At 71.0% G+C, this 19,011-nt stretch carries 17 protein-coding genes; 8 read left to right on the top strand and 9 right to left on the bottom strand.

Translation table 11 applies throughout. From position 1 onward, the window contains the following. The first annotated feature begins 56 nt into the window (after positions 1–56). Positions 57–1,103, top strand: coding sequence for an OmpA family protein (locus PSESU_RS15395; RefSeq protein ID WP_013536723.1), 1,047 nt, complete (start codon positions 57–59; stop codon positions 1,101–1,103). 92 nt (positions 1,104–1,195) lie between these two features. Beyond that, positions 1,196–1,642 (top strand): hypothetical protein, encoded by a 447-nt coding sequence (locus tag PSESU_RS15390; RefSeq protein WP_013536722.1) that lies wholly within the window; start codon positions 1,196–1,198, stop codon positions 1,640–1,642. Positions 1,643–1,680: 38 nt separating this feature from the next. Here PSESU_RS15390 and PSESU_RS15385 read toward each other — a convergent pair whose 3' ends face one another. Further along, entirely contained in the window at positions 1,681–2,487 is an 807-nt protein-coding gene (locus PSESU_RS15385; protein ID WP_013536721.1) for a TatD family hydrolase, read from the bottom strand. 139 nt (positions 2,488–2,626) lie between these two features. Here PSESU_RS15385 and hrpB point away from each other — a divergent pair, with 139 nt between their 5' ends. Then, positions 2,627–5,122, top strand: coding sequence for an ATP-dependent helicase HrpB (hrpB, locus tag PSESU_RS15380; RefSeq protein WP_041765206.1), 2,496 nt, complete (start codon positions 2,627–2,629; stop codon positions 5,120–5,122). 182 nt (positions 5,123–5,304) lie between these two features. Next, complete coding sequence (locus tag PSESU_RS15375; protein ID WP_013536719.1) at positions 5,305–5,694, top strand: hypothetical protein; 390 nt, start codon at positions 5,305–5,307, stop codon at positions 5,692–5,694. A 188-nt stretch (positions 5,695–5,882) separates the two neighbouring features. Here the strand turns inward: PSESU_RS15375 and PSESU_RS15370 are convergent, their stop codons facing one another. From PSESU_RS15370 to PSESU_RS15350, 5 genes are all read right to left on the bottom strand, one after another. Continuing rightward, complete coding sequence (locus tag PSESU_RS15370) at positions 5,883–6,440, bottom strand: pseudouridine synthase (protein ID WP_041764226.1); 558 nt, start codon at positions 6,438–6,440, stop codon at positions 5,883–5,885. 19 nt (positions 6,441–6,459) lie between these two features. Continuing rightward, entirely contained in the window at positions 6,460–6,846 is a 387-nt protein-coding gene (locus tag PSESU_RS15365) for a putative quinol monooxygenase (RefSeq protein WP_013536717.1), read from the bottom strand. 76 nt (positions 6,847–6,922) lie between these two features. Further along, a complete protein-coding gene (locus PSESU_RS15360; RefSeq protein WP_013536716.1) occupies positions 6,923–7,777 on the bottom strand; it encodes a class I SAM-dependent methyltransferase in 855 nt (284 codons plus the stop codon). Between the two features lie 174 nt (positions 7,778–7,951). Next, the gene (gene aceK, locus PSESU_RS15355) at positions 7,952–9,661 is read right to left on the bottom strand and encodes a bifunctional isocitrate dehydrogenase kinase/phosphatase (protein ID WP_013536715.1); all 1,710 of its coding nucleotides are present in this window, start codon (positions 9,659–9,661) and stop codon (positions 7,952–7,954) included. Between the two features lie 9 nt (positions 9,662–9,670). Continuing rightward, positions 9,671–10,564 (bottom strand): LysR substrate-binding domain-containing protein, encoded by an 894-nt coding sequence (locus tag PSESU_RS15350; protein WP_013536714.1) that lies wholly within the window; start codon positions 10,562–10,564, stop codon positions 9,671–9,673. Positions 10,565–10,660: 96 nt separating this feature from the next. On the opposite strand from PSESU_RS15350, the gene PSESU_RS16060 reads away from it, so the two are divergent. Further along, complete coding sequence (locus tag PSESU_RS16060) at positions 10,661–10,897, top strand: hypothetical protein (RefSeq protein ID WP_013536713.1); 237 nt, start codon at positions 10,661–10,663, stop codon at positions 10,895–10,897. On the opposite strand, the gene PSESU_RS15345 is transcribed toward PSESU_RS16060, so the two are convergent. Further along, positions 10,866–13,097 carry an NADP-dependent isocitrate dehydrogenase gene (locus PSESU_RS15345; RefSeq protein ID WP_013536712.1) on the bottom strand — a complete coding sequence of 744 codons (2,232 nt, stop codon included), beginning with the start codon at positions 13,095–13,097 and terminating at the stop codon, positions 10,866–10,868. The two genes, PSESU_RS16060 and PSESU_RS15345, sit on opposite strands and share 32 nt — an antisense overlap. Before the next feature lie 187 nt (positions 13,098–13,284). Here PSESU_RS15345 and PSESU_RS15340 point away from each other — a divergent pair, with 187 nt between their 5' ends. Next, complete coding sequence (locus PSESU_RS15340) at positions 13,285–14,466, top strand: class I SAM-dependent rRNA methyltransferase (RefSeq protein ID WP_013536711.1); 1,182 nt, start codon at positions 13,285–13,287, stop codon at positions 14,464–14,466. A 112-nt stretch (positions 14,467–14,578) separates the two neighbouring features. Then, a complete protein-coding gene (locus PSESU_RS15335) occupies positions 14,579–15,322 on the top strand; it encodes an SDR family NAD(P)-dependent oxidoreductase (protein ID WP_013536710.1) in 744 nt (247 codons plus the stop codon). A gap of 22 nt (positions 15,323–15,344) precedes the next feature. On the opposite strand, the gene putP is transcribed toward PSESU_RS15335, so the two are convergent. Together putP and PSESU_RS15325 are read right to left on the bottom strand one after the other, a co-directional pair. Further along, on the bottom strand, positions 15,345–16,832 hold the full coding sequence (gene putP, locus PSESU_RS15330; protein ID WP_013536709.1) for a sodium/proline symporter PutP: 1,488 nt from the start codon (positions 16,830–16,832) through the stop codon (positions 15,345–15,347). Positions 16,833–16,926: 94 nt separating this feature from the next. Continuing rightward, positions 16,927–17,298, bottom strand: coding sequence for a DUF488 domain-containing protein (locus tag PSESU_RS15325; protein ID WP_041764224.1), 372 nt, complete (start codon positions 17,296–17,298; stop codon positions 16,927–16,929). 95 nt (positions 17,299–17,393) lie between these two features. Here PSESU_RS15325 and rmuC point away from each other — a divergent pair, with 95 nt between their 5' ends. After that, complete coding sequence (gene rmuC, locus PSESU_RS15320) at positions 17,394–18,965, top strand: DNA recombination protein RmuC (RefSeq protein ID WP_013536707.1); 1,572 nt, start codon at positions 17,394–17,396, stop codon at positions 18,963–18,965. Positions 18,966–19,011: the final 46 nt, after the last annotated feature.

Below are 19,011 nucleotides of genomic sequence, written 5' to 3'. Positions count from 1 at the left end.
CATGTCCGCTGCGCGTGCATGCCCTTACCCAGACATTCCCCCAAGGAGTCCCGAGCATGATCCAGCCCCGCATCCTTCCCCTGGCGTTGCTGCTTGCCGTTGGCCTGACCGCCTGCGGACAGGACCAGCCACCCGCGGCGGACGGCGAGACCGCACCCGGCGCCACTGCTGGCGCGGATGCGGATGCGGTTGCGGGCCAGGCAGGCGACGGGGTACAGGATGTGGCCGCCGCGGACGGCAAGCCAGCGTTCGACATCGGCTCGGTGCCGCGCTCGACGGTGGCGCTGGGCGACTTCCCCTACATCCAGCTGCCGCGGGGCTACGAGGCCGACAAGCGCAGCGTGATTGCCAAGGACTTCGCCCGCTTCCCGTTCTGGGTCGACGGCGAGGCGGTCTGGGTGGAAGGTCGCTTCGAGGGCAACGAGCTGCGTCCGGCCGATGGCAAGGCGATGTCCGAGTACGAGGTGCGGCGCAATTTCGAGGCCATCGTGGAGCAGATGGGCGGAGTGAAGCTGTCCGAAGGACGCATCCCGCGCGAGACCCTCGATTCGTGGGGCAGCGAGATCACCCAGGGCTTCAACGGTGCCATCGGCGACGTGTGGAGCGAGCCCGTGCACACCTACGTGGTGCGCCGCGACGAGGGCAACATCTGGATCCACCTGGTCACCAACAGCGCGCAGGGCTGGTACCTGATCGGCCAGGAGCAAGGCTTCGAGCAGACCGCCAGCCTGCTGCCGGCCAGCGAGCTGAAGGCGCAGATCGACAGCACCGGCAAGGTCGCGCTGCAGGTCAATTTCGCCACCGACCGCACGGAGATCCTGCCGGAGTCGCAGCCGCAGATCGACCAGGTGGTGGAGCTGCTGCAGCAGGATCCGCAACTGAACCTCGGGGTCGAGGGACATACCGACGACACCGGCGATGCCGGGCACAACCTGCGCCTGTCCGAGGGTCGCTCCAACGCGGTGGTCAAGGCGCTGGTCGCCCGCGGGATCGATGCCGCGCGCCTGACCTCCGCCGGATTCGGCAGTACCCGTCCGGTGGCCGACAACGGCAGCGAGGAAGGCAAGGCCCGCAACCGCAGGGTGGAATTGGTGAAGCGCTGAAGATGCGTGGATAGCCGCCTGGCCGTCCGCTCGTGGTCGCGGGGACGTCGTGTCCTGCCGGCCTGTCATTTCTCCGCGACGAAGGAGTGCACATGAAGAATGTCGAGCTGAAGTCCGCCGTGCTGGCGCTGTCGATCATGCTGGCTGCGGCCGCCTGCGGCCGCGAGCAGGCCGAACCGGCGGCCACGCCCGGTCCGGAGCCGTCGGCCAGCGCCCCGGCCACGGCCGCGGACGAAGCGCCCGCCGGTGCCGCAACTGTCAGCGAGCAGCACCGCGGCATGGTGCGCGCGGGTGCAGCCTTCTACGTGGCACCCGAGTTCTGCGGCATGGACTACACCGATGCCGAGCGCACGCGCATGCGCGAGGAGCAGAAGCAGGCCACCGTGGCCATGGGCCAGATCAGCGCGTCGGAGTTCGACGCGGCCTTCGACGCCGGCATCGGCGAGGCGCGCCAGGCGTTCGCCAATGCCTCGGCGGCCGAGCTGAAGCAGACCTGCGACACCCTCAAGGCCATGCGCGCGGCCACGCCGCAGGGCTGACCCGGGGATGGGGGCGCGGCCGCCGCCGGCGGCCGCGCTCAGCCCGGCAGGCGGAAGAACGCGCGTGCCGCGGCGGTGCTGTTGGCGGCGGTGACGGCCGGATCCTCGCCGCGGTCGCGCGCCAGTTCCTCGACGATATGCGGCAGGAAGGACGGCTCGTTGCGGCGGTCCTTCGGCATGGGCCTGAGCGTGCGCGGCAGCAGGTAGGGCGCGTCGGTTTCCACCATCAGCCGATCGGCGGGGATGTTCCTGACGATCTCGCGCAGGTGCTGGCCGCGGCGTTCGTCGCACAGCCAGCCGGTGATGCCGATGTACCAGTCCTGGTCGAGGTAGTCGAACATCTCCTCGCGGGTGCCGGTGAAGCAGTGCACCACCGCCGGCCCGTGGCGGCCGTCGAACTGCTTCATCACCGCCATGAAATCGGCATGCGCGTCGCGCTGGTGCAGGAACAGCGGCTTGGAATTGCCGGCCACGGCCAGGTCGGCGGCGATCTGCAGCTGTTGTTCGAACGCCTTGCGCTGCGCCGGCCGCGGCGAGAAATCGCGGAAGTAGTCCAGCCCGCACTCGCCGACCGCCACCACCTCCGGGTGCGCGTGCAGCGCGCGCAGCTCGGCATCGCATTCGGCGGTGTACTCGTTGGCGTGGTGCGGATGCACGCCGGCGGTGGCGTACAGCACGCCGGGATGACGTCGCGCCAGCTCCAGCGCCTGCGGGTTGTGCTCGCGGCTGGCGCCGGTCACCACCATCTGCACCACTCCGGCCCCGTGCGCGCGCTGCAGGACCGCGTCGAGGTCGCGCTCGAAGCTTTCGTGGGTGAGGTTGGCGCCGATATCGATCAGGTGCATGGAACGGTCTTGCGGTTCGCAGTGAGCGCGCATTCTAGCCGGGCACCACGGCCGGCCCCGTGCATCGCGGATAATGCGCCCGGTTCCCAACGAGACCCAGCACGGCCGCGTCGCATGGCGCGGCTGCGAAAGCCGGCCCATGGATTTCCCGATCACTCCGCTGCTGCCCGCGATCCGGGACAGCCTTGCCACGCATCCGCGCCTGGTGCTCGAGGCGCCTCCGGGCGCCGGCAAGACGACCCAGGTGCCGCTGGCCCTGCTCGATGCGCCGTGGCTGGAAGGCCGGCGCATCCTGATGCTGGAGCCACGCCGGGTGGCCGCGCGCAGTGCCGCGGGGTTCATGGCGCGGCAGCTGGGCGAGGAGGTCGGCGGCATCGTCGGCTACCGCATTCGCTTCGAGAGCAGGGTCTCGGCGCGCACCCGGATCGAGGTCGTCACCGAAGGCATCCTCACCCGGATGATCCAGGATGACCCGCTGCTGGAAGGCGTTGGCGCCCTGCTGTTCGACGAGTTCCACGAGCGCCACCTGTCGGCCGACCTCGGCCTGGCCCTGGCCCTGGACGTGCAGGCGCAGCTGCGCGAGGACCTGCGCCTGGTGGTGATGTCGGCCACCCTGGATGGCGAGCGCTTGGCGCGCTTCCTCGATGCGCCGCGGCTGTCCAGCGAGGGCCGTTCCCATCCGGTCGAGGTGAGCCATTTCCCCGCGCGCCGCGACGAATCGCTGGAAGCGCAGGCGCGGCGTGCGGTCGAACAGGCGCTGGCCCAGCATCCCGGCGACGTGCTGGTGTTCCTGCCCGGCCAGCGAGAGATCGCGCGGGTCGGCGCGGCGCTGGAGGCCGTTTCGCTGCCCGGCGCGGTCGAGGTCCTGGCCCTGCATGGCGAACTGCCGGTGGAGCAGCAGTCGAAGGTGCTGCAGCCGGCGCCCGACGGCCGCCGCCGGGTGGTGCTGGCGACCAACGTGGCCGAGTCCTCGGTGACCCTGCCCGGGGTGCGGGTGGTGATCGACTCCGGCCTGGCGCGCGAGCCGCGCTTCGATCCGGTCAGCGGCTTCTCGCGGCTGGACGCGGTGCCGATCTCGCAGGCCTCGGCCGACCAGCGCGCCGGCCGCGCCGGGCGCGTCGCCCCTGGCGTGGCCTGGCGGCTGTGGCCGCAGTCGCAGCGGCTGGAAGCCCAGCGCCGGCCGGAGATCGCCCAGGTCGAGCTGGCCGGCCTGGCCCTGGAGCTGGCGGCCTGGGGCAGCGATGGCCTGCGCTTCGTCGATCCGCCGCCGCCTGGCGCGCTGGCCTCGGCGCGCGAGCTGCTGCAGCGGCTTGGCGCGCTGGATGGTGCGGCGATCACCGCCATTGGGCGCAGGATGCTGGAACTTGGCACCCATCCGCGGCTGGCGGCGATGCTGCTGGCGGCCAAGGACGACCGCGCCCGGACCCTGGCCGCCGACCTCGCCGCCCTGCTCGAGGCCCGCGACCCGCTGCGCAGCCGCAGCGATGCCCTGGCCGAACGCTGGCGCGCGCTGGCCGCCTTCCGTGGCGGGCGGATGCCGGCCGACGCCAGCCGCTCTGCCTTGGCCGCGATCGATGCCGCCGCCCGCCAGTGGCGCCGGCGCCTGCGCTGCGAGTCCACGCCGCCGGCGGAGATCGAGGCCCACGAGCTGGGCGACCTGCTGGGCCATGCCTTCCCCGACCGCATTGCCGCCCGGCACCCGGCCGATCCGCTGCGCTACCAGCTGGCGAATGGCCGCATGGCGCGGCTGTTCGGCGACAGCGCGGTGCGCGGCGAGCCCTGGCTGGTCGCCACCGAACTGCGCTTCGAGCCGCGTGGCGATGCCCTGCTGTTGCGTGCCGCGCCGGTGGACGAGGCGCGCCTGCGCGCCGACTTCCCCGACCGCTTCGTCGAGGAGGAAGGCGCGGTCTGGGATGCCCAGCGCCGCGCCCTGGTCGCCCGCCGCGAATCGCGCTTCGACCGTATCGTGCTGGACAGCCGCCCGGCCGGGCGGGTCGATCCGGCCCAGGCCGCACAGGCCCTCACCAATGCCGTGCGCGAGCTGGGCCTGGAGGCGCTGCCGTGGACCGAAGGGCTGCGCCAGTGGCAGGCGCGTGTCACCTGCCTGCGCAGCTGGATGCCCGGACTGGACCTTGCGGATGTCAGCGACGAGGCCCTGCTGGCCGGCGTGGACGAATGGTTGCGCCCGGCCTTCGCCGGCAAGACCCGCCTGGACGCGCTGTCCGAGCAGGAACTGGGCGAGGCGCTGAAGTCGCCGCTGGACTGGAACCTTCGCCAGCAGGTGGACCGCCTGGCACCGGTGCGCATCACCGTGCCCTCGGGCATGGACCGGCCGATCGGGTACTCGCTGGAACCGGACGGCAGCCCACGCCCGCCGGTGCTGGCGGTGAAGCTGCAGGAGCTGTTCGGGCTGGCCGACACCCCGCGCATCGCCGACGGCCGCGTGCCCCTGCTGCTGCACCTGCTCTCCCCCGGCGGCAAGCCGCTGCAGGTCACCGGCGACCTGCGCAGTTTCTGGGACAACACCTATCCGGAGGTGCGCAAGGAGATGAAGGGGCGGTATCCCAAGCACCCGTGGCCCGACGACCCATGGTCGGCTACGGCTACGCATCGGGCCAAGCCGCGGGGGACGTGAGGGCTGGTATTCCCGGCCCGCGGGAAGGCTCGCCCATTCGCCGCCGTCTGCTGTCCGCGGCATGAACATGCCCGGTCGCTGCGCCCTGGGCCGGGCAGCCCAGGTGCCCGCTGCTGACGTATCTTGCACGGGTGCTCGCCCACACTGGCGGCGTCTTCCCCCTACCGATGAAGGGATCCCCCATGAGCAAGCTGACCATCATCACCGACCGCGCGCTGGAACTGGCCGAGCAGGCCGGCGCCGGCCTGCGCAGCGCCGGCCGCCAGGCCGGTTCCGGCCTCCGCCACGCCGGCCACGGTGCCGAGCAGTGGATCAAGGCCGGCGCCGCCCTGGGCGCGGCCCGTGCCTCCACCCGCGCCGCCGCCACCGTCGTCCGCCGCAATCCGGTGGCCGTGGCCGCGGCTGCCGCCGTCGTCGGTGCCGGCGTCCTGGCCTACGTGATGTACCGCAAGCGCCGCCAGCAGCAGGCCAATGCCCCGATCGAGGGCGAGGCCCGCCAGGTCCGCGACAACGGCAATACCCGCGCCCGTGCCTCGCGCCGTCGCAGCCACAACATCACCAGCGCCGAGTGATCGGGGGGCTCGTGATTCGGGATTGGTGATTCGGGATTGGTGAGGGGTCTGCCGGACCCCTGTGGATCCGCGTAGCCCGGACGCGCCGAAGGCCTTATCCGGGCGCGCGCCTGGGCGTCCTGCCCTCTTTCCAGGCCTCCCGCCGAAGGAGGGCGGCTGCCAAGTTCGCCGCGCCGCCATCCGGCGGCTCAACGGCCCACTTCCCTCCACTCCCCCGGTGCCAGAGGCGTGCCGTCGCGGTCGTGCAGGCGGTGCGGGCCCATGGCCACGCGTACCAGGCGCAGCGTGGGCAGGCCGGCGGCGGCGGTCATGCGCCGGACCTGGCGGTTGCGGCCTTCGATGATCACCACCTCCAGCCAGCTGTCCGGCACGGTCTTGCGGAAGCGCACCGGCGGGTCGCGCGGCCACAGGGCGGGCACGGGATCGAGCCGTCGCACCTTCGCCGGGCGGGTCGGGCCGTCGTTGAGCACTACGCCATCGCGTAGCGCCTGCAGCTGTTCCTCGCGCGGATCGCCTTCCACCTGCACCCAGTAGGTCTTGGGCTGCTTGTGCAGCGGATCGGTCAGGCGATGGGCCAGGCCGCCGTCGTCGGTGAGCAGCAGCAGGCCCTCGCTGTCGTGATCCAGGCGCCCGGCGGCGTACACGTCCTTCGGCAGGCCGAAGCCGGCCAGGGTCGGGCGCGGCGGCTGGCTGCGGTCGGTGAACTGGCACAGCACCCCGTAGGGCTTGTTGAACGCGATCAGCATCGGGGTGTTGCGCGGGGCATCAGTCTGAAAGGCCGACGCCACCGAGCGGCCGGGTGGAAACATGCGAATCGAAGCCGGCGATCAGCGGCCGCGCGCGGGTGATCGCGTCGCGCACGGCGGGCAGCTGCAGCGAGGCCTGGTGGCTCTGCGCATTGTCCCAGACCTCGGTGATCCACAGCGCATCCTCGTCCTCGACGTCCTCGGCCACCACGTAGGCCAGGCAGCCGGGCATGGCGGTGGTGGATTCCAGCAGGATCGCGGCCAGCGCCGCGCGCTGCCCGGGCTGTGCCCGCAGCTTTCCGACAAGTCCGTGCATGGATGTGTCTCCACCGGCGCCCAGCGCCGGCAACAGCGGCGTGGCGGCCAGGCCGGCCGCCAGCAGGGTCAGGAAACCGCGGCGATGCATGGCAATGCCCCGGACAGGGATCGGATCGGCGTACCGTGGGCGCGGGCCGCGTCGCGGCGCCACGCCCGCGGCGGCCTCACTTCTTCACGAAGCGCAGGGTCATGCGGTCGCTTTCGCCGATGGCCTTGTACTTTTCCGCCTCGGCTTCGGGATGGTTGTTGGTCGGCGCCAGCATCCACACCCCGTTCGGGTGGTCCTTGGTGTCGCGCGGATTGGCGTTGACCTCGCTGCTGCCGTCGAGCACGAAGCCGGCGGCCTCGGCCATGGCGATCACCTGGGCCTGGCCCACGTAACCGCTCTTGTCGTCGGCCGGCACGTCGGCGGCGGCGCGGTGCTCGACGACGCCCAGCACGCCACCGGGCTTGAGCACGTCGAAGAAGCCCTTGAAGTAACCCTCGGCCTGGCCGGCACCGCGCCAGTTGTGCACGTTGCGGAAAGTCAGCACCAGGTCGGCTGAACCGGCCGGACCGAAGACCGGCGCTTCGGGATCGTAGGCGACCACCTCGGCCTTGCCGTACTGCCCGGGCGCCCCGGCAAACTTCTTCTCCAGGTTGTCCCGCGCGCGCTGCTGGTATTCGCGGCCGCGTCCCTCGGCAACCGCCTGCGGGTCGACCACCGCGGCCACGTACCGCCCCTTCGCCGCCAGGTAGGGCGCCAGGATCTCGCTGTACCAGCCGCCGCCCGGGGTGATCTCGACCACGGTCATGTCCGGGCGGATGCCGAAGAAGGCCAGGGTCTGGCCGGGATGGCGCCAGGGATCGCGGGCGACATTGCCCTCGGCGCGCCAGCTGCCATTGATCGCCGCCTGCAACGCCGCGTCCGGCGCGGGCAGGGTGGCGGCATCGGCAGGCTTGGTGGCCTGCGCGGCGGGAACGCCCAGGGCCAGGGCGATGGCCACGGCACAGGCGGCGGAACGGGACATGCGGATCATGCACGGGCTCCTGCTGGTAGTGCGGCCGAGACTAGCATTGGGGCCGTGATTGGTGATTCGTGATTAGTGATTCGAAAGAGCAAACGCGGCCCACCGGTCACCGCACCGCATGCCGGAGGAGCTCTTACGAATCCCCAATCCCGAATCACGAATCCCGCGCCGTACCCTGATTCGTTACGCCAGGCGTAACGCGTCGGGGTACGGCGGCGTATCCGGCAACTGCCCCTCGCGCAGCTGCGCCTGCAGGCCGCGCCACCACTGCGGCTGGAACAGGCCGGGGTGGGTGGCTTTCAGCGCGGCCAGCAGCGGCGCGGGCAGGCCCATGAACTGGCCGAAGCGTTCCGGAAACACGTCCTGCGGGCCGACGTGGAACCAGGGCTCGGCGGCGACCTGCTCCTCGTAGGTCGTGGCCTGCGGCCATTCGCGGAACTCCAGCTCGGACACCGAGCGGATCTCGTCGTAGTCGTAGAACACCACCCGCCGATGGCGCGAGACGCCGAAGTTCTTCAGCAGCATGTCGCCGGGGAAGATGTCGTTGCGGGCCAGGTCGACAATGGCCTGGCCGTAGTCCAATACCGCCTCGCGCCGCGCCTCGGCGCCCTGCTCGCGCACGTAGAGATCCAGCGGACGCAGCCGGCGCTGCACGTAGCAGAGCTTGAGCACCACGTCGTCGCCTTCCTCGACCACGCTGGCGGCGCAGCTCTCGCGCAGCTCCGCCAGCAGCGCCGGATCGAAGCGTCCGGCCGGGAAGCGCAGGTACCGGAACGGCTGCGCGTCGAGCAGGCGGCCCACCCGGTCCAGGCGGAACACGCGTTCGTACTGCGCCTGCACCTCCTCCGGCGTGGTCTTCTTCGGCCAGGCGAAGCGGTCGCGGATCACCTTGAACACCAGCGGCTGGCCGGGCAGGGTGAACACCGCCATGACCATGCCGGGCGTGCCCTCCGCCGGCACCAGGCGCTCGGCCGGATTGGCGTGGAAATGGCGGAAGAAGCTGCGGTAGCGCTCGGTCTTGCCCTGCTTGGCGCGGCCCAGCACCGTGTACAGCTCGTCCACCGGCTTGTGCGGCAGCAGGGTGCGCAGGAACACCACCGCGTCGCCGACCGTCGGCAGGTCGGCCTGGAAATAGCTGCGCGACACGCCGAACAGCTGGGCCACGTCGCCGCGCCGGGTCAGCACCGCCTCGGCACGGATGCCGTTGTCGCCGTTGACCAGGGCCACCACGCAGGGCGAGAAGCGGTGCTCGCCGAACACGCGGCCGACCAGGTAGGCGCGGCGCTCGCGGTAGAACACCGTGTCCAGCAGCTCGATCGCGCGCACCGGATGCTCGCCCCAGTGGGCCAGGTCGTCCTGCAGGCGCACGGCGATGGCCGCGGCGCAGCGCGCCAGGTGGGCGTAGGGCACGTCGAAGCGGTAATCGCCAAGCATGCGCACGAAGGCGTCCACCGGGCGGATGGGCGAGACCGCGTAGCTGTGCCGCGCCACCGGCCGGGTGATGGCATCGGTGGGCTCGATGTCCAGCGCCACGAACTCGATGTCCGCGTCCAGGCCGCGGGTGCGGAAGAAGCGCCGCGCCAAGGTGTTGAAGAAGGTCTTGTACAGCTCGGTGTCGATCGCGCCGTCGATCGAGGCGGCGAAGGCATCGCGCACCTGCCGCCACAGGGCGCGGTCGTGGGCGTGCAGGCCCATCAGGGCCACCAGCCGCCGCCGGCATTCGTCGATGCACAGGTCGTACAGGTCCAGGCGTTCGGCCGCGTCGGCGCGGGCGCCGGTCCAGTCGCGCTGCTCGAAGCGTTTCTTCGCGCGCCGGCTGATGGCGGCGAAACGGGCGTGATAGTCGTCGAACGCGTCGCGTACGACCTTGGAGATGGCTTCGGGCTGGATCATGGCCCGATGTTAGCCGGGCCGTCCGGGGCGTGGCCGGGCCGCCGCCTGCTCCAGCAGCCAGGCCCGCACGGTGGCGAAGGATGGATGCGACCGGCTGCGCCCGGGGTACACCAGGTAATGGCCGAAACCGGCCGGCATGCGCCTGCGTCCCAGCGTGGCCAGGCGGCCGGCACGCAGCAGCGGCTCGGCCAGGGTCAGGCGCGCCAGGGCCACGCCCAGCCCCTCGGCCGCGGCCTGGTGCAGGGTCTCGGTGTCGTCGAAGTGCGCGGCGTACCGGCGCGGCGGTTCGCCACCGGTGGCGGCGAACCAGTCATCCCAGCGGTCGGACGGGTCGCCAAGCAGGGGCAGGCGGGCGAGCCGCTGCGTGGCCGGGATCCGCGCATTGCGCCGGAGCAGCGCGGGGCTGGCGACCGGCGCCAGCCATTCGTCGAACAGCAGCTCCGTGTGCACGCCCGGCCAGCTGCCGGCACCCAGGCGGATGGCCAGGTCCACCGGCTCGCGCTCGAAGTCGACCACATGGGTGCTCGACTGCAGGCTCACCGCCAGGTCCGGATGCGCCGACAGGAACGACGGCAGCCGCGGCACCAGCCAGGCGGTGGCCATGGACGGGATCAGGCTGATGGTCATGCTGCGCTGGCCGCAGGTGCTGGCGCGACGCAAGGCCTGGGCGATGTCGTCCAGCGGCGTGGCCACCGCGTCGTACAGGCGCCGCCCTTCCACCGTCAGCTCCACCCCGCGCGGGCCACGTGCGAGCAGGCGCTGGCCCATCCCCTCCTCCAGCTGGCGCATGCGGTGGCTCAGCGCGCTGACGGTGAGGTGCATCTGCGCCGCGGCGCGGGTCAGGTTTCCCAGCCGTGCGGCGGTGACGAAGGCCTCCACCTGGTCCAGCGGGATGCGTGCCATCTTGAGCCTCCTTCAAGGCTGGCTTGCGGAACTTGCGCTACGTGCCCCTGCAGCATCGCCGTAGCTTGATCGTCGTTCAAGCCAGCGGAGAGCGTCATGGACACGAGGAAGAAGCACGGTTACGGCGCCGCGCTGTCGGCGATGTTCCGCGGACTGCTGTCGATGGATGGCCACGCATCGGGCCTGGAGGCCTGCGTCGCCGGCCGGATGCCGGCGGTGCCCGCCACCCCGGATGCCCGGAAGCACGAAGCCCGGCGCGGGGCCGGGCTTCGTGTGGTGCAACGCGAGCTGGAGCGGGAACTCAGGCCGCGAGTACCGCGAGGCTGGCGTTGAAGGTCGGCGACGGACGCATGGCGGCGCCGGCCTTGGCCAGGTCGGGGTGGTAATAGCCACCGATGTCGACCGGCTTGCCCTGGGCGCCGTTGAGCTCGGCGACGATCGTCGCCTCGTTCTCGGCCAGGGCCTTGGCCAGCGGCGCGAACTTCGCCTGCAGCGCCTCGTCCTCCTCCTGCGCGGCCAGCGCCTGCGCCCAGTACAGGGCCAGGTAGAAGTGGCTGCCGCGGTTGTCCAGCTCGCCGACCTTGCGCGCCGGCGAACGGTTGTTGTCCAGGATCAGGCCGTTGGCCTGGTCCAGCGCCTTGGCCAGCACCGCGGCGCGGGCATTGCCGGTCTGCTCGGCCAGGTGCTCCAGCGAGGCGGCCAGGGCCAGGAACTCGCCCAGCGAATCCCAGCGCAGGTAGTTCTCCTCGACGAACTGCTGCACGTGCTTGGGCGCGCTGCCGCCGGCGCCGGTCTCGAACAGGCCGCCACCGGCCATCAGCGGCACGATCGACAGCATCTTGGCGCTGGTGCCCAGCTCCAGGATCGGGAACAGGTCGGTCAGGTAGTCGCGCAGGACATTGCCGGTCACCGAGATGGTGTCCTTGCCCTGGCGGATGCGCTCCAGCGAGAACTTCGTCGCTTCCACCGGGGCGAGCACGCGGATGTCCAGGCCGCTGGTGTCGTGGTCCTTCAGGTACTTCTCGACCTTGGCGATGACCTCGCGGTCGTGGGCGCGGTTGGAGTCCAGCCAGAACACCGCCGGGGTGCTGCTGAGGCGGGCGCGGTTGACGGCCAGCTTGACCCAGTCCTGGATCGGCGCGTCCTTGGCCTGGCACATGCGCCAGATGTCGCCGGCCTCGACCTTGTGCTCGAACACCAGCTTGCCGTCCTGGTCGGTGACGCGCACGACGCCGTCGGCCGGGATGCGGAAGGTCTTGTCGTGGCTGCCGTATTCCTCGGCCTTCTGCGCCATCAGGCCCACGTTCGGCACCGAGCCCATGGTGGTCGGGTCGAACGCGCCGTTGGCCTTGCAGTCCTCGATCACCGCCTGGTACACGCCGGCGTAGCAGCGGTCCGGGATCACCGCCTTGGTGTCCTGCAGCTTGCCCTCGGCGTTCCACATGCGGCCGGAGTCGCGGATCATCGCCGGCATCGAGGCGTCGACGATCACGTCGCTGGGCACGTGCAGGTTGGTGATGCCCTTGTCCGAGTTGACCATGGCCACGGCTGGGCCCTTGGCGTACACGGCCTCGACGTCGGCCTTGATCGCGGCCTGCTGCGCTTCCGGCAGCGAGGCGATGCGCGCGTACAGGTCGCCGATGCCGTTCTCCGGCGAGAAGCCGACCGAGGCCAGCGCGTCGGCGTGTTTGGCAAGGGCGTCCTTGTAGAACTCCGAGACCACCACGCCGAACATGATCGGGTCGGAGACCTTCATCATGGTCGCCTTCAGGTGCAGCGAGAACAGCACGTCCTGCGCACGCGCGTCCTCGACCTGCGCGGCGACGAAGGCGGCCAGCGCATTGCAGCTCATGGTCGAGGCGTCGACGATCTCGCCGGCCTTGACCGCCACCTTCTCCTTCAGCACCACGGTCTTGCCGTCGGCCTGCGCCAGCTCGATCTTCAGGCTGCCGGCGTTGGCGATCGTCGCCGACTGCTCGCTGCCGTAGAAATCGCCCGCGTCCATGTGCGCCACGTGCGACTTCGAATCCTTGCTCCACGCGCCCATGCGGTGCGGGTGCTTGCGGGCGTAGTTCTTGACCGAGGCCGGCGCGCGGCGGTCGGAATTGCCCTCGCGCAGCACCGGGTTCACCGCCGAACCCTTGACCCGGTCGTAGCGGGCCTGGATGTCCTTCTCCTTCTCGTCCTTGGGCGCGTCCGGGTAGTCCGGCAGCGGGTAGCCCTGCGACTGCAGCTCCCTGATCGCGGCCTTCAGCTGCGGCACCGAGGCGGAGATGTTCGGCAGCTTGATGATGTTGGCTTCCGGACGGGTCGCCAGCTCGCCCAGCTCGGCCAAGTGGTCGCCGATCTTCTGGTCATCGCCCAGGTAGTCCGGGAACTGCGCCAGGATGCGGCCGGCCAGCGAGATGTCCCGGGTCTCGACCTGGATGCCGGCGGTGCCGGCGAAGGCCTGGACGATGGGCAGCAGCGACTGGGTGGCCAGGAACGGCGCTTCGTCGGTCAGGGTGTAGATGATCTTCGGCGTGTTCGACATGGTCTGCGGGGGCTCTCGGTGCGATCGGCGGAACAGGGGCCGCGGGCGTCCGTGACGGGCCGCCCGCGGCGAAACCCCCGCATTGTCGCGTGTTTTGCCGGGGGATGCGCGCCCGCGGCCATGCCCCGGGGTACGGTAAACAGGCGATTACGACTTTGGTTGGGGCCGGCGAACGTACAATTGCCCGATGAATACCCCCTACCCCACCGTCCAGCTGAAGAACGCCTGGCGTTCCAGCCACCCCTGGGTCTTCCAGAAGATCGTGCAGAAGCCGGCCACGCGCCTGCGCCCCGGCGAGATCGTGGATGCCTTCGACATCGATGGCCAGTTCATCGGCCGTGGCTTCTACAACGGCCACTCGCGCATCGCCCTGCGCCTGCTGGAGACCGATCCGGAACTGGCCATGGACGCGGCCTGGTTCGAGCGCCGCATCGGCGCGGCCGTGTCCCTGCGCCGCGACGTGCTGAAGCTGGACGAGGTCTCCAACGCCTGGCGCGTGGTCCATGCCGAGGGTGACGGCCTGTCCGGCCTGGTGGTGGACCGCTACGACGACCTGCTGGTGGTGGAGTTCTTCAGCGCCGGCATGTGGCGCCACCGCGAGTGGATCTACGACGCCCTGCGCGTGCACTTCCCCGGTGCGCGGATCTACAGCTTCGCCGAGGAGCACGTGCAGAAGCAGGAGAGCTTCGACTACCGCCCGGTGTACACCGGCGGCGGCAGCCCCGAGCCGGCGGTGATCACCGAGCACGGGATCCGCTTCCGCGCCGACCCGGCCGGTGCGCACAAGACCGGCTTCTTCGCCGACCAGCGCGAGAACCGCGAGTGGTTCTCGCGCCAGGTGGCGGGCAAGCGCGTGCTGGACCTGTGCTGCAACACCGGCGGCTTCGCCGTGTACGCCGCCGCCCGCGGCGCGGCCGAGGTCACCGGCATCGACATCGACGAGGACGTGATCGAGATCGCCAAGGGCAATGCACGCCTGAACAACGTGCGCCCGAAGTTCGTCCAGGCCGACATCTTCCCGTGGCTGCGCGAGGCCGCCGTCCGTGGCGAGCAGTACGACGCCGTGGTGCTGGACCCGGCCAAGATGACCCGCGACCGCGACCAGGTCATCACCGCGCTGAAGAAGTACCTGGACATGAACAAGCTGGCCCTGGGCGTGGTCAAGCCCGGCGGCCTGCTGGCCACCTTCTCCTGCACCGGCCTGGTGGCCGAGGACCAGTTCCTGGACATGCTGCGCCGGGCCGCGTTCTACGCCGGCCGCACCGTGCAGGTGCTCAAGGTCGCCGGTGCCGGCCCGGACCACCCGTTCCTGGCCAACGTGCCCGAGTCGCGCTACCTGAAGGCCGTGTTCTGCCGCGTGCTGGACTGAGTCCGGCACCTGCTCCAGTCCCGCCGGCCGCGCCGGCGGGGCTTGATCGCGATCAAGGTGGCCGTGGCCGCCGCGGCCGAGCATGGATGCATCCCGCCAGAGGAGCAGTGCCATGAACAGGTTCGAAGGACAGGTCGCGATCGTCACCGGTGGTGCGTCGGGTATCGGCGCAGCCATCTGCCGCCGCCTCGCACGCGAAGGTGCGAAGGTCGTAATCGCTGACCATGATGGTGCCGCGGCGCAGGCGCTGGCCGCTCGGCTGGGCGAGGCCGATACGCTGGCGTTCCAGCTGGACGTGGCCGATGCCGCCGCGGTGGAGCGCATGGTCCAGGTCACGGTCGAGCGTTTCGGTGGCCTGCACCTGGCGGTCAACAACGCCGGCATCGGCGGCCCCAGCCATCCCACCGCCGGGTACCCACTCGAGGACTGGCACCGGGTCATCGACGTCAACCTGCACGGGGTGATGTACTCGATGAAGTACGAGCTGCCGGCGATGCTGGCCAGCGGCGGCGGTGCCATCGTCAACATGGCCTCGATCCTCGGCAGCGTGGGCTGGAGCGGCTCGATCGCCTACGTGGCCGCCAAGCACGCGCTGCTGGGAATGACGAAGACCACGGCGATGGAATACGCGCCCCAGGGCATCCGCGTGAACGCGGTCGGCCCGGCCTTCATCGACACCCCGCTGCTGTCGGGGCTGGATCCGGCGGTGCGCGAGGGCCTGGTGGCCCTGCATCCGGCCGGCCGGCTCGGCACTGCGGACGAGGTCGCGGCCCTGGCCTGCTTCCTGCTGTCGAAGGAAGCCTCCTTCGTCACCGGCAGCTACCACCTGGTGGACGGCGGCTACACCGCGCGCTGAGCGCGCGCGGCGGCAGTGGCGTTCAGTGGCCCTGTTCTCGCAGGGCCGCGCGCACTTGCTCGTGGCGCGCCTGCAATGCCTGCGAGGGCGCCTTGCCCAGCAGGCTCACCAGGACGATGGCCACGGTCGCGGCGATGAAGCCCGGCACCATCTCGTACAGCGCGCTGCCGGTGTGCTTCCACGCGATCACCGTGGCCGCGCCGACCAGCATGCCGGCCAGGGCGCCATTGCGGGTCATGCGCTTCCAGAACAGGGACACCACCACCACCGGGCCGAACGCGGCACCGAATCCGGCCCAGGCGTAGGAAACCAGTCCCAGCACCCGGCTCTCCGGGTCGCGCGCGATCCACATCGCCAGGGCCGCCACCGCCAGCACCATGGCCCGGCCGAACCACACCAGCTCGGCATGGCTGGCCCTGGGCCGCAGCAGGCCGCGGTAGAAGTCCTCGGTCAGCGCGCTGGAGCAGACCAGCAGCTGCGCCGACAGGGTGCTCATGATCGCGGCCAGGATCGCCGACAGCAGCACGCCGGCGATCCACGGGTTGAACAGCTGCTCGCCCAGGGCGATGAACACCCGCTCCGGGTTGGCGTCGACCGGGCCGGCCAGCTCCGGGTGCGCGGCGAACCAGGCCAGTCCTGCCAGGCCGGTGGCCACCGAGCCGCCCAGGCACAGCACCATCCAGGCCATCGAGATGCGGCGTGCGCGCGGGATGGTGGCCAGGCTGTCGGCGGCCATGAAGCGGGCGAGGATGTGCGGCTGGCCGCAGTAGCCCAGGCCCCAGGCCAGCGCCGAGACGACCGCGATCGCCCCGCCGGCGCCGATCCAGTCCAGCCGGGTGGGATCGACCTGCTCGACCAGGGCCACCGCCTCGCCCGGGCCACCCGCGCCGATGATCGCGACCACCGGCACCAGCAACAGGGCGAAGAACATCAGCGAGGCCTGCACGGTGTCGGTCCAGCTCACCGCCAGGAAGCCGCCGACGAAGGTGTAGGCGATGGTCGCCAGCGCGCCCCAGACCATTGCCTGGCCGTACGGCAGGCCGAACATGCTCTCGAACAGGCGCGCGCCGGCGACGATGCCGGAGGCGCAGTAGATGGCGAAGAACACCAGGATCACCAGCGCCGACAGGATCCGCAGCAGGCGGCTGTGGTCCTCGAAGCGGTGGGTGAAGTAGTCCGGCAGGGTCAGCGCGTTGTGGGTGCGCTCGGTGTACAGGCGCAGCGGCCCGGCCACCCAGCGCCAGTTGGCCCAGGCGCCGAGCACCAGGCCGATCGCGATCCAGGCCTCGGAAGCGCCGGCCAGGTACAGCGCGCCGGGCAGGCCCATCATCAGCCAGCCGCTCATGTCCGAGGCGCCGGCGGCCAGCGCGGTGACGAAGCCGCCCAGCGAGCGCCCGCCGAGGATGTAGTCGTCGAAGGTCCGGGTCCGGCGCCAGGCGACGAAGCCAATACCCACCATCAGCAGCAGGTAGGCGGAGAAGGTGATCAGCAGGGGGGTGCTTGCGGTCATGCGGGTTCCGGTTGGCGGGGCCGCGACGGGCACGAAACCACACAGGCTAAGGGCGCTTCCACCTTGGTTGCAAACGCAACCGAGCCGGTATGACTCAGCCGGACGCCTGCAGGATGTAGTCGCGCAGGGCCACCGCGTTGTTGTGCTCCCCGTCGCCGGCAGCGTACACGAAGGTCACCGGTCCCTTGACCAGATAGCTGCGCAATCGCGACAGCCCGGCGTGGTTGGCGGCCAGTTCCTCGAAGTAGCGGCTGCGGAAGTCGTCCCACCGGGCCGGGTCCTGGCCGAACCAGCGGCGCAGGGCGGTGCTGGGCGCGAGGATCCGCAGCCACGCTTCCAGCTCCAGGGTGTCCTTGCGCGCTCCGCGTGGCCAGGCGCCCTCCACCAGCAGGCGCAACCCGTCCTCCGGTTCCGCCGGCTCGTCGATATGCCTGGTCCGGAGCGGGAAGCGGGCGGGTCGGGCCATGCCGGCACTGTGTGGCGCCGGGGATTGGACCGGCGTGAAGCCCACGAGGCATCCGGATCTCATGGGCTGGGACGCCGGGTCGCTAGACTTCCCGCATGACCGAAACCCTCTTCCTGATCCTCATCGCCGGCCTGCTGCTGGCGATCCTGGCCTGTGTGGCCGCCCTCCTGGTGCGCCGTCCCGACGCCGCCTTCGAGCGCCTGCGCGCGCAGCTGGAGGAGGCCCTGCGCGCCGAGCAGCGCGACGGCCGCCTGGAACTGCGCCAGCAGCTGGACGGCCTGGCCACCACCCAGGGCGCCCGCATCGACGGCTTCGCCCGCCATCTGGCCGACCTGGGCACGCGCACCGACACCCGCCTGGACCAGCTGCGCGATTCACTGACCGAGGACGCGCGCAAGGGCCGCGCCGAGGGCGTGGAGGCCCAGGCCCGGCTCAACGAGCTGCTGTCCCAGCGTCTGGCCGAGCTTCGCGCCCAGCTGGACCTGTTCGGGCGCCAGCAGGACACCCGCATCCAGGCTTTCGGCGAGCAGCTGGCGGCCCTGCGTGCCAGCCTGACCGAGGACGCCCGCGTCACCCGCCAGGAGTCGCTGGAGTCGCAGCAGCGCTTCGCCGAGGGCCTCAACCAGCGCCTGCAGGAACTGACCGCGCGCAACGAACAGCGCATCGGCGAGATGCGCGCCACCCTCGAGCAGCAGTTGCGCGCGCTGCAGCAGGACAACGCCGCCAAGCTGGAGAAGATGCGCGAGACGGTGGACGAGAAGCTGCAGAGCACCCTCACCACCCGCCTGGATTCGTCCTTCAAGCTGGTGTCCGAGCGCCTGGAGCAGGTCCAGCGCGGGCTGGGCGAGATGCAGCAGCTGGCCACCGGCGTCGGCGACCTCAAGCGCGTGCTGACCAACGTCAAGACCCGCGGCACCTGGGGCGAAGTGCAGCTGGACAACCTGCTGGAGCAGACCCTCACCCCCGACCAGTACGCACGCGGCGTGCGCGTGCGCCCGGACAGCGCGGAGATGGTCGACTTCGCCGTGCGCCTGCCCGGCCGCGGGCACGACGACGCGCCGCTGTGGCTGCCGATCGACTGCAAGTTCCCGCGCGAGGACTACGAGCGCCTGCTCGAGGCACAGGAACTCGCCGACGTGGAGCTGGTGCGCAGCACCGGCGCCCAGCTGGAACGCGCGATCCGGATCCAGGCCAAGTCGATCTGCGAGAAGTACATCGTGCCGCCGCACACCACCGACTTCGCGGTGATGTTCCTGCCCACCGAGGGCCTGTACGCCGAGGTGATCCGCCGTCCCGGCCTGACCGACGCGCTGCAGCGCGAACACCGCATCGTGGTCGCCGGCCCGACCACGGTCACCGCCCTGCTCAACAGCCTGCAGATGGGCTTCCGCACCCTGGCCATCGAGAAGCGCTCGTCCGAGGTCTGGCAGCTGCTGGGCGCGGTCAAGAGCGAGTTCGGCAAGTTCGCCGGCATCCTCGAGCGCGCGGAGAAGCAGATCAGCACCGTCGGCAAGAGCCTGGGCGATGCCAGCCGCAAGACCCGCACCATCGAGCGCCGCCTGCGCGGCGTGGAGTCGCTGGCCGAGGACCAGGCACAGGCGCTGCTGGGCGACCTCGGCCTGGATGCGATCGAGTCCGAGCTGGACGGCGAGGAAGGCGAGCCCTGAGGGCACCGCCCGCCTGGGCCGTCCGTTTGATGCATGAAAAAGGGCC

The organism is Pseudoxanthomonas suwonensis 11-1, from assembly GCF_000185965.1.
Classification (GTDB): Bacteria; Pseudomonadota; Gammaproteobacteria; order Xanthomonadales; family Xanthomonadaceae; genus Pseudoxanthomonas; species Pseudoxanthomonas suwonensis_A.
The sequence above is the reverse complement of the archived record's forward strand: the minus strand, read 5'-3'. Positions and strand labels throughout refer to the sequence as shown.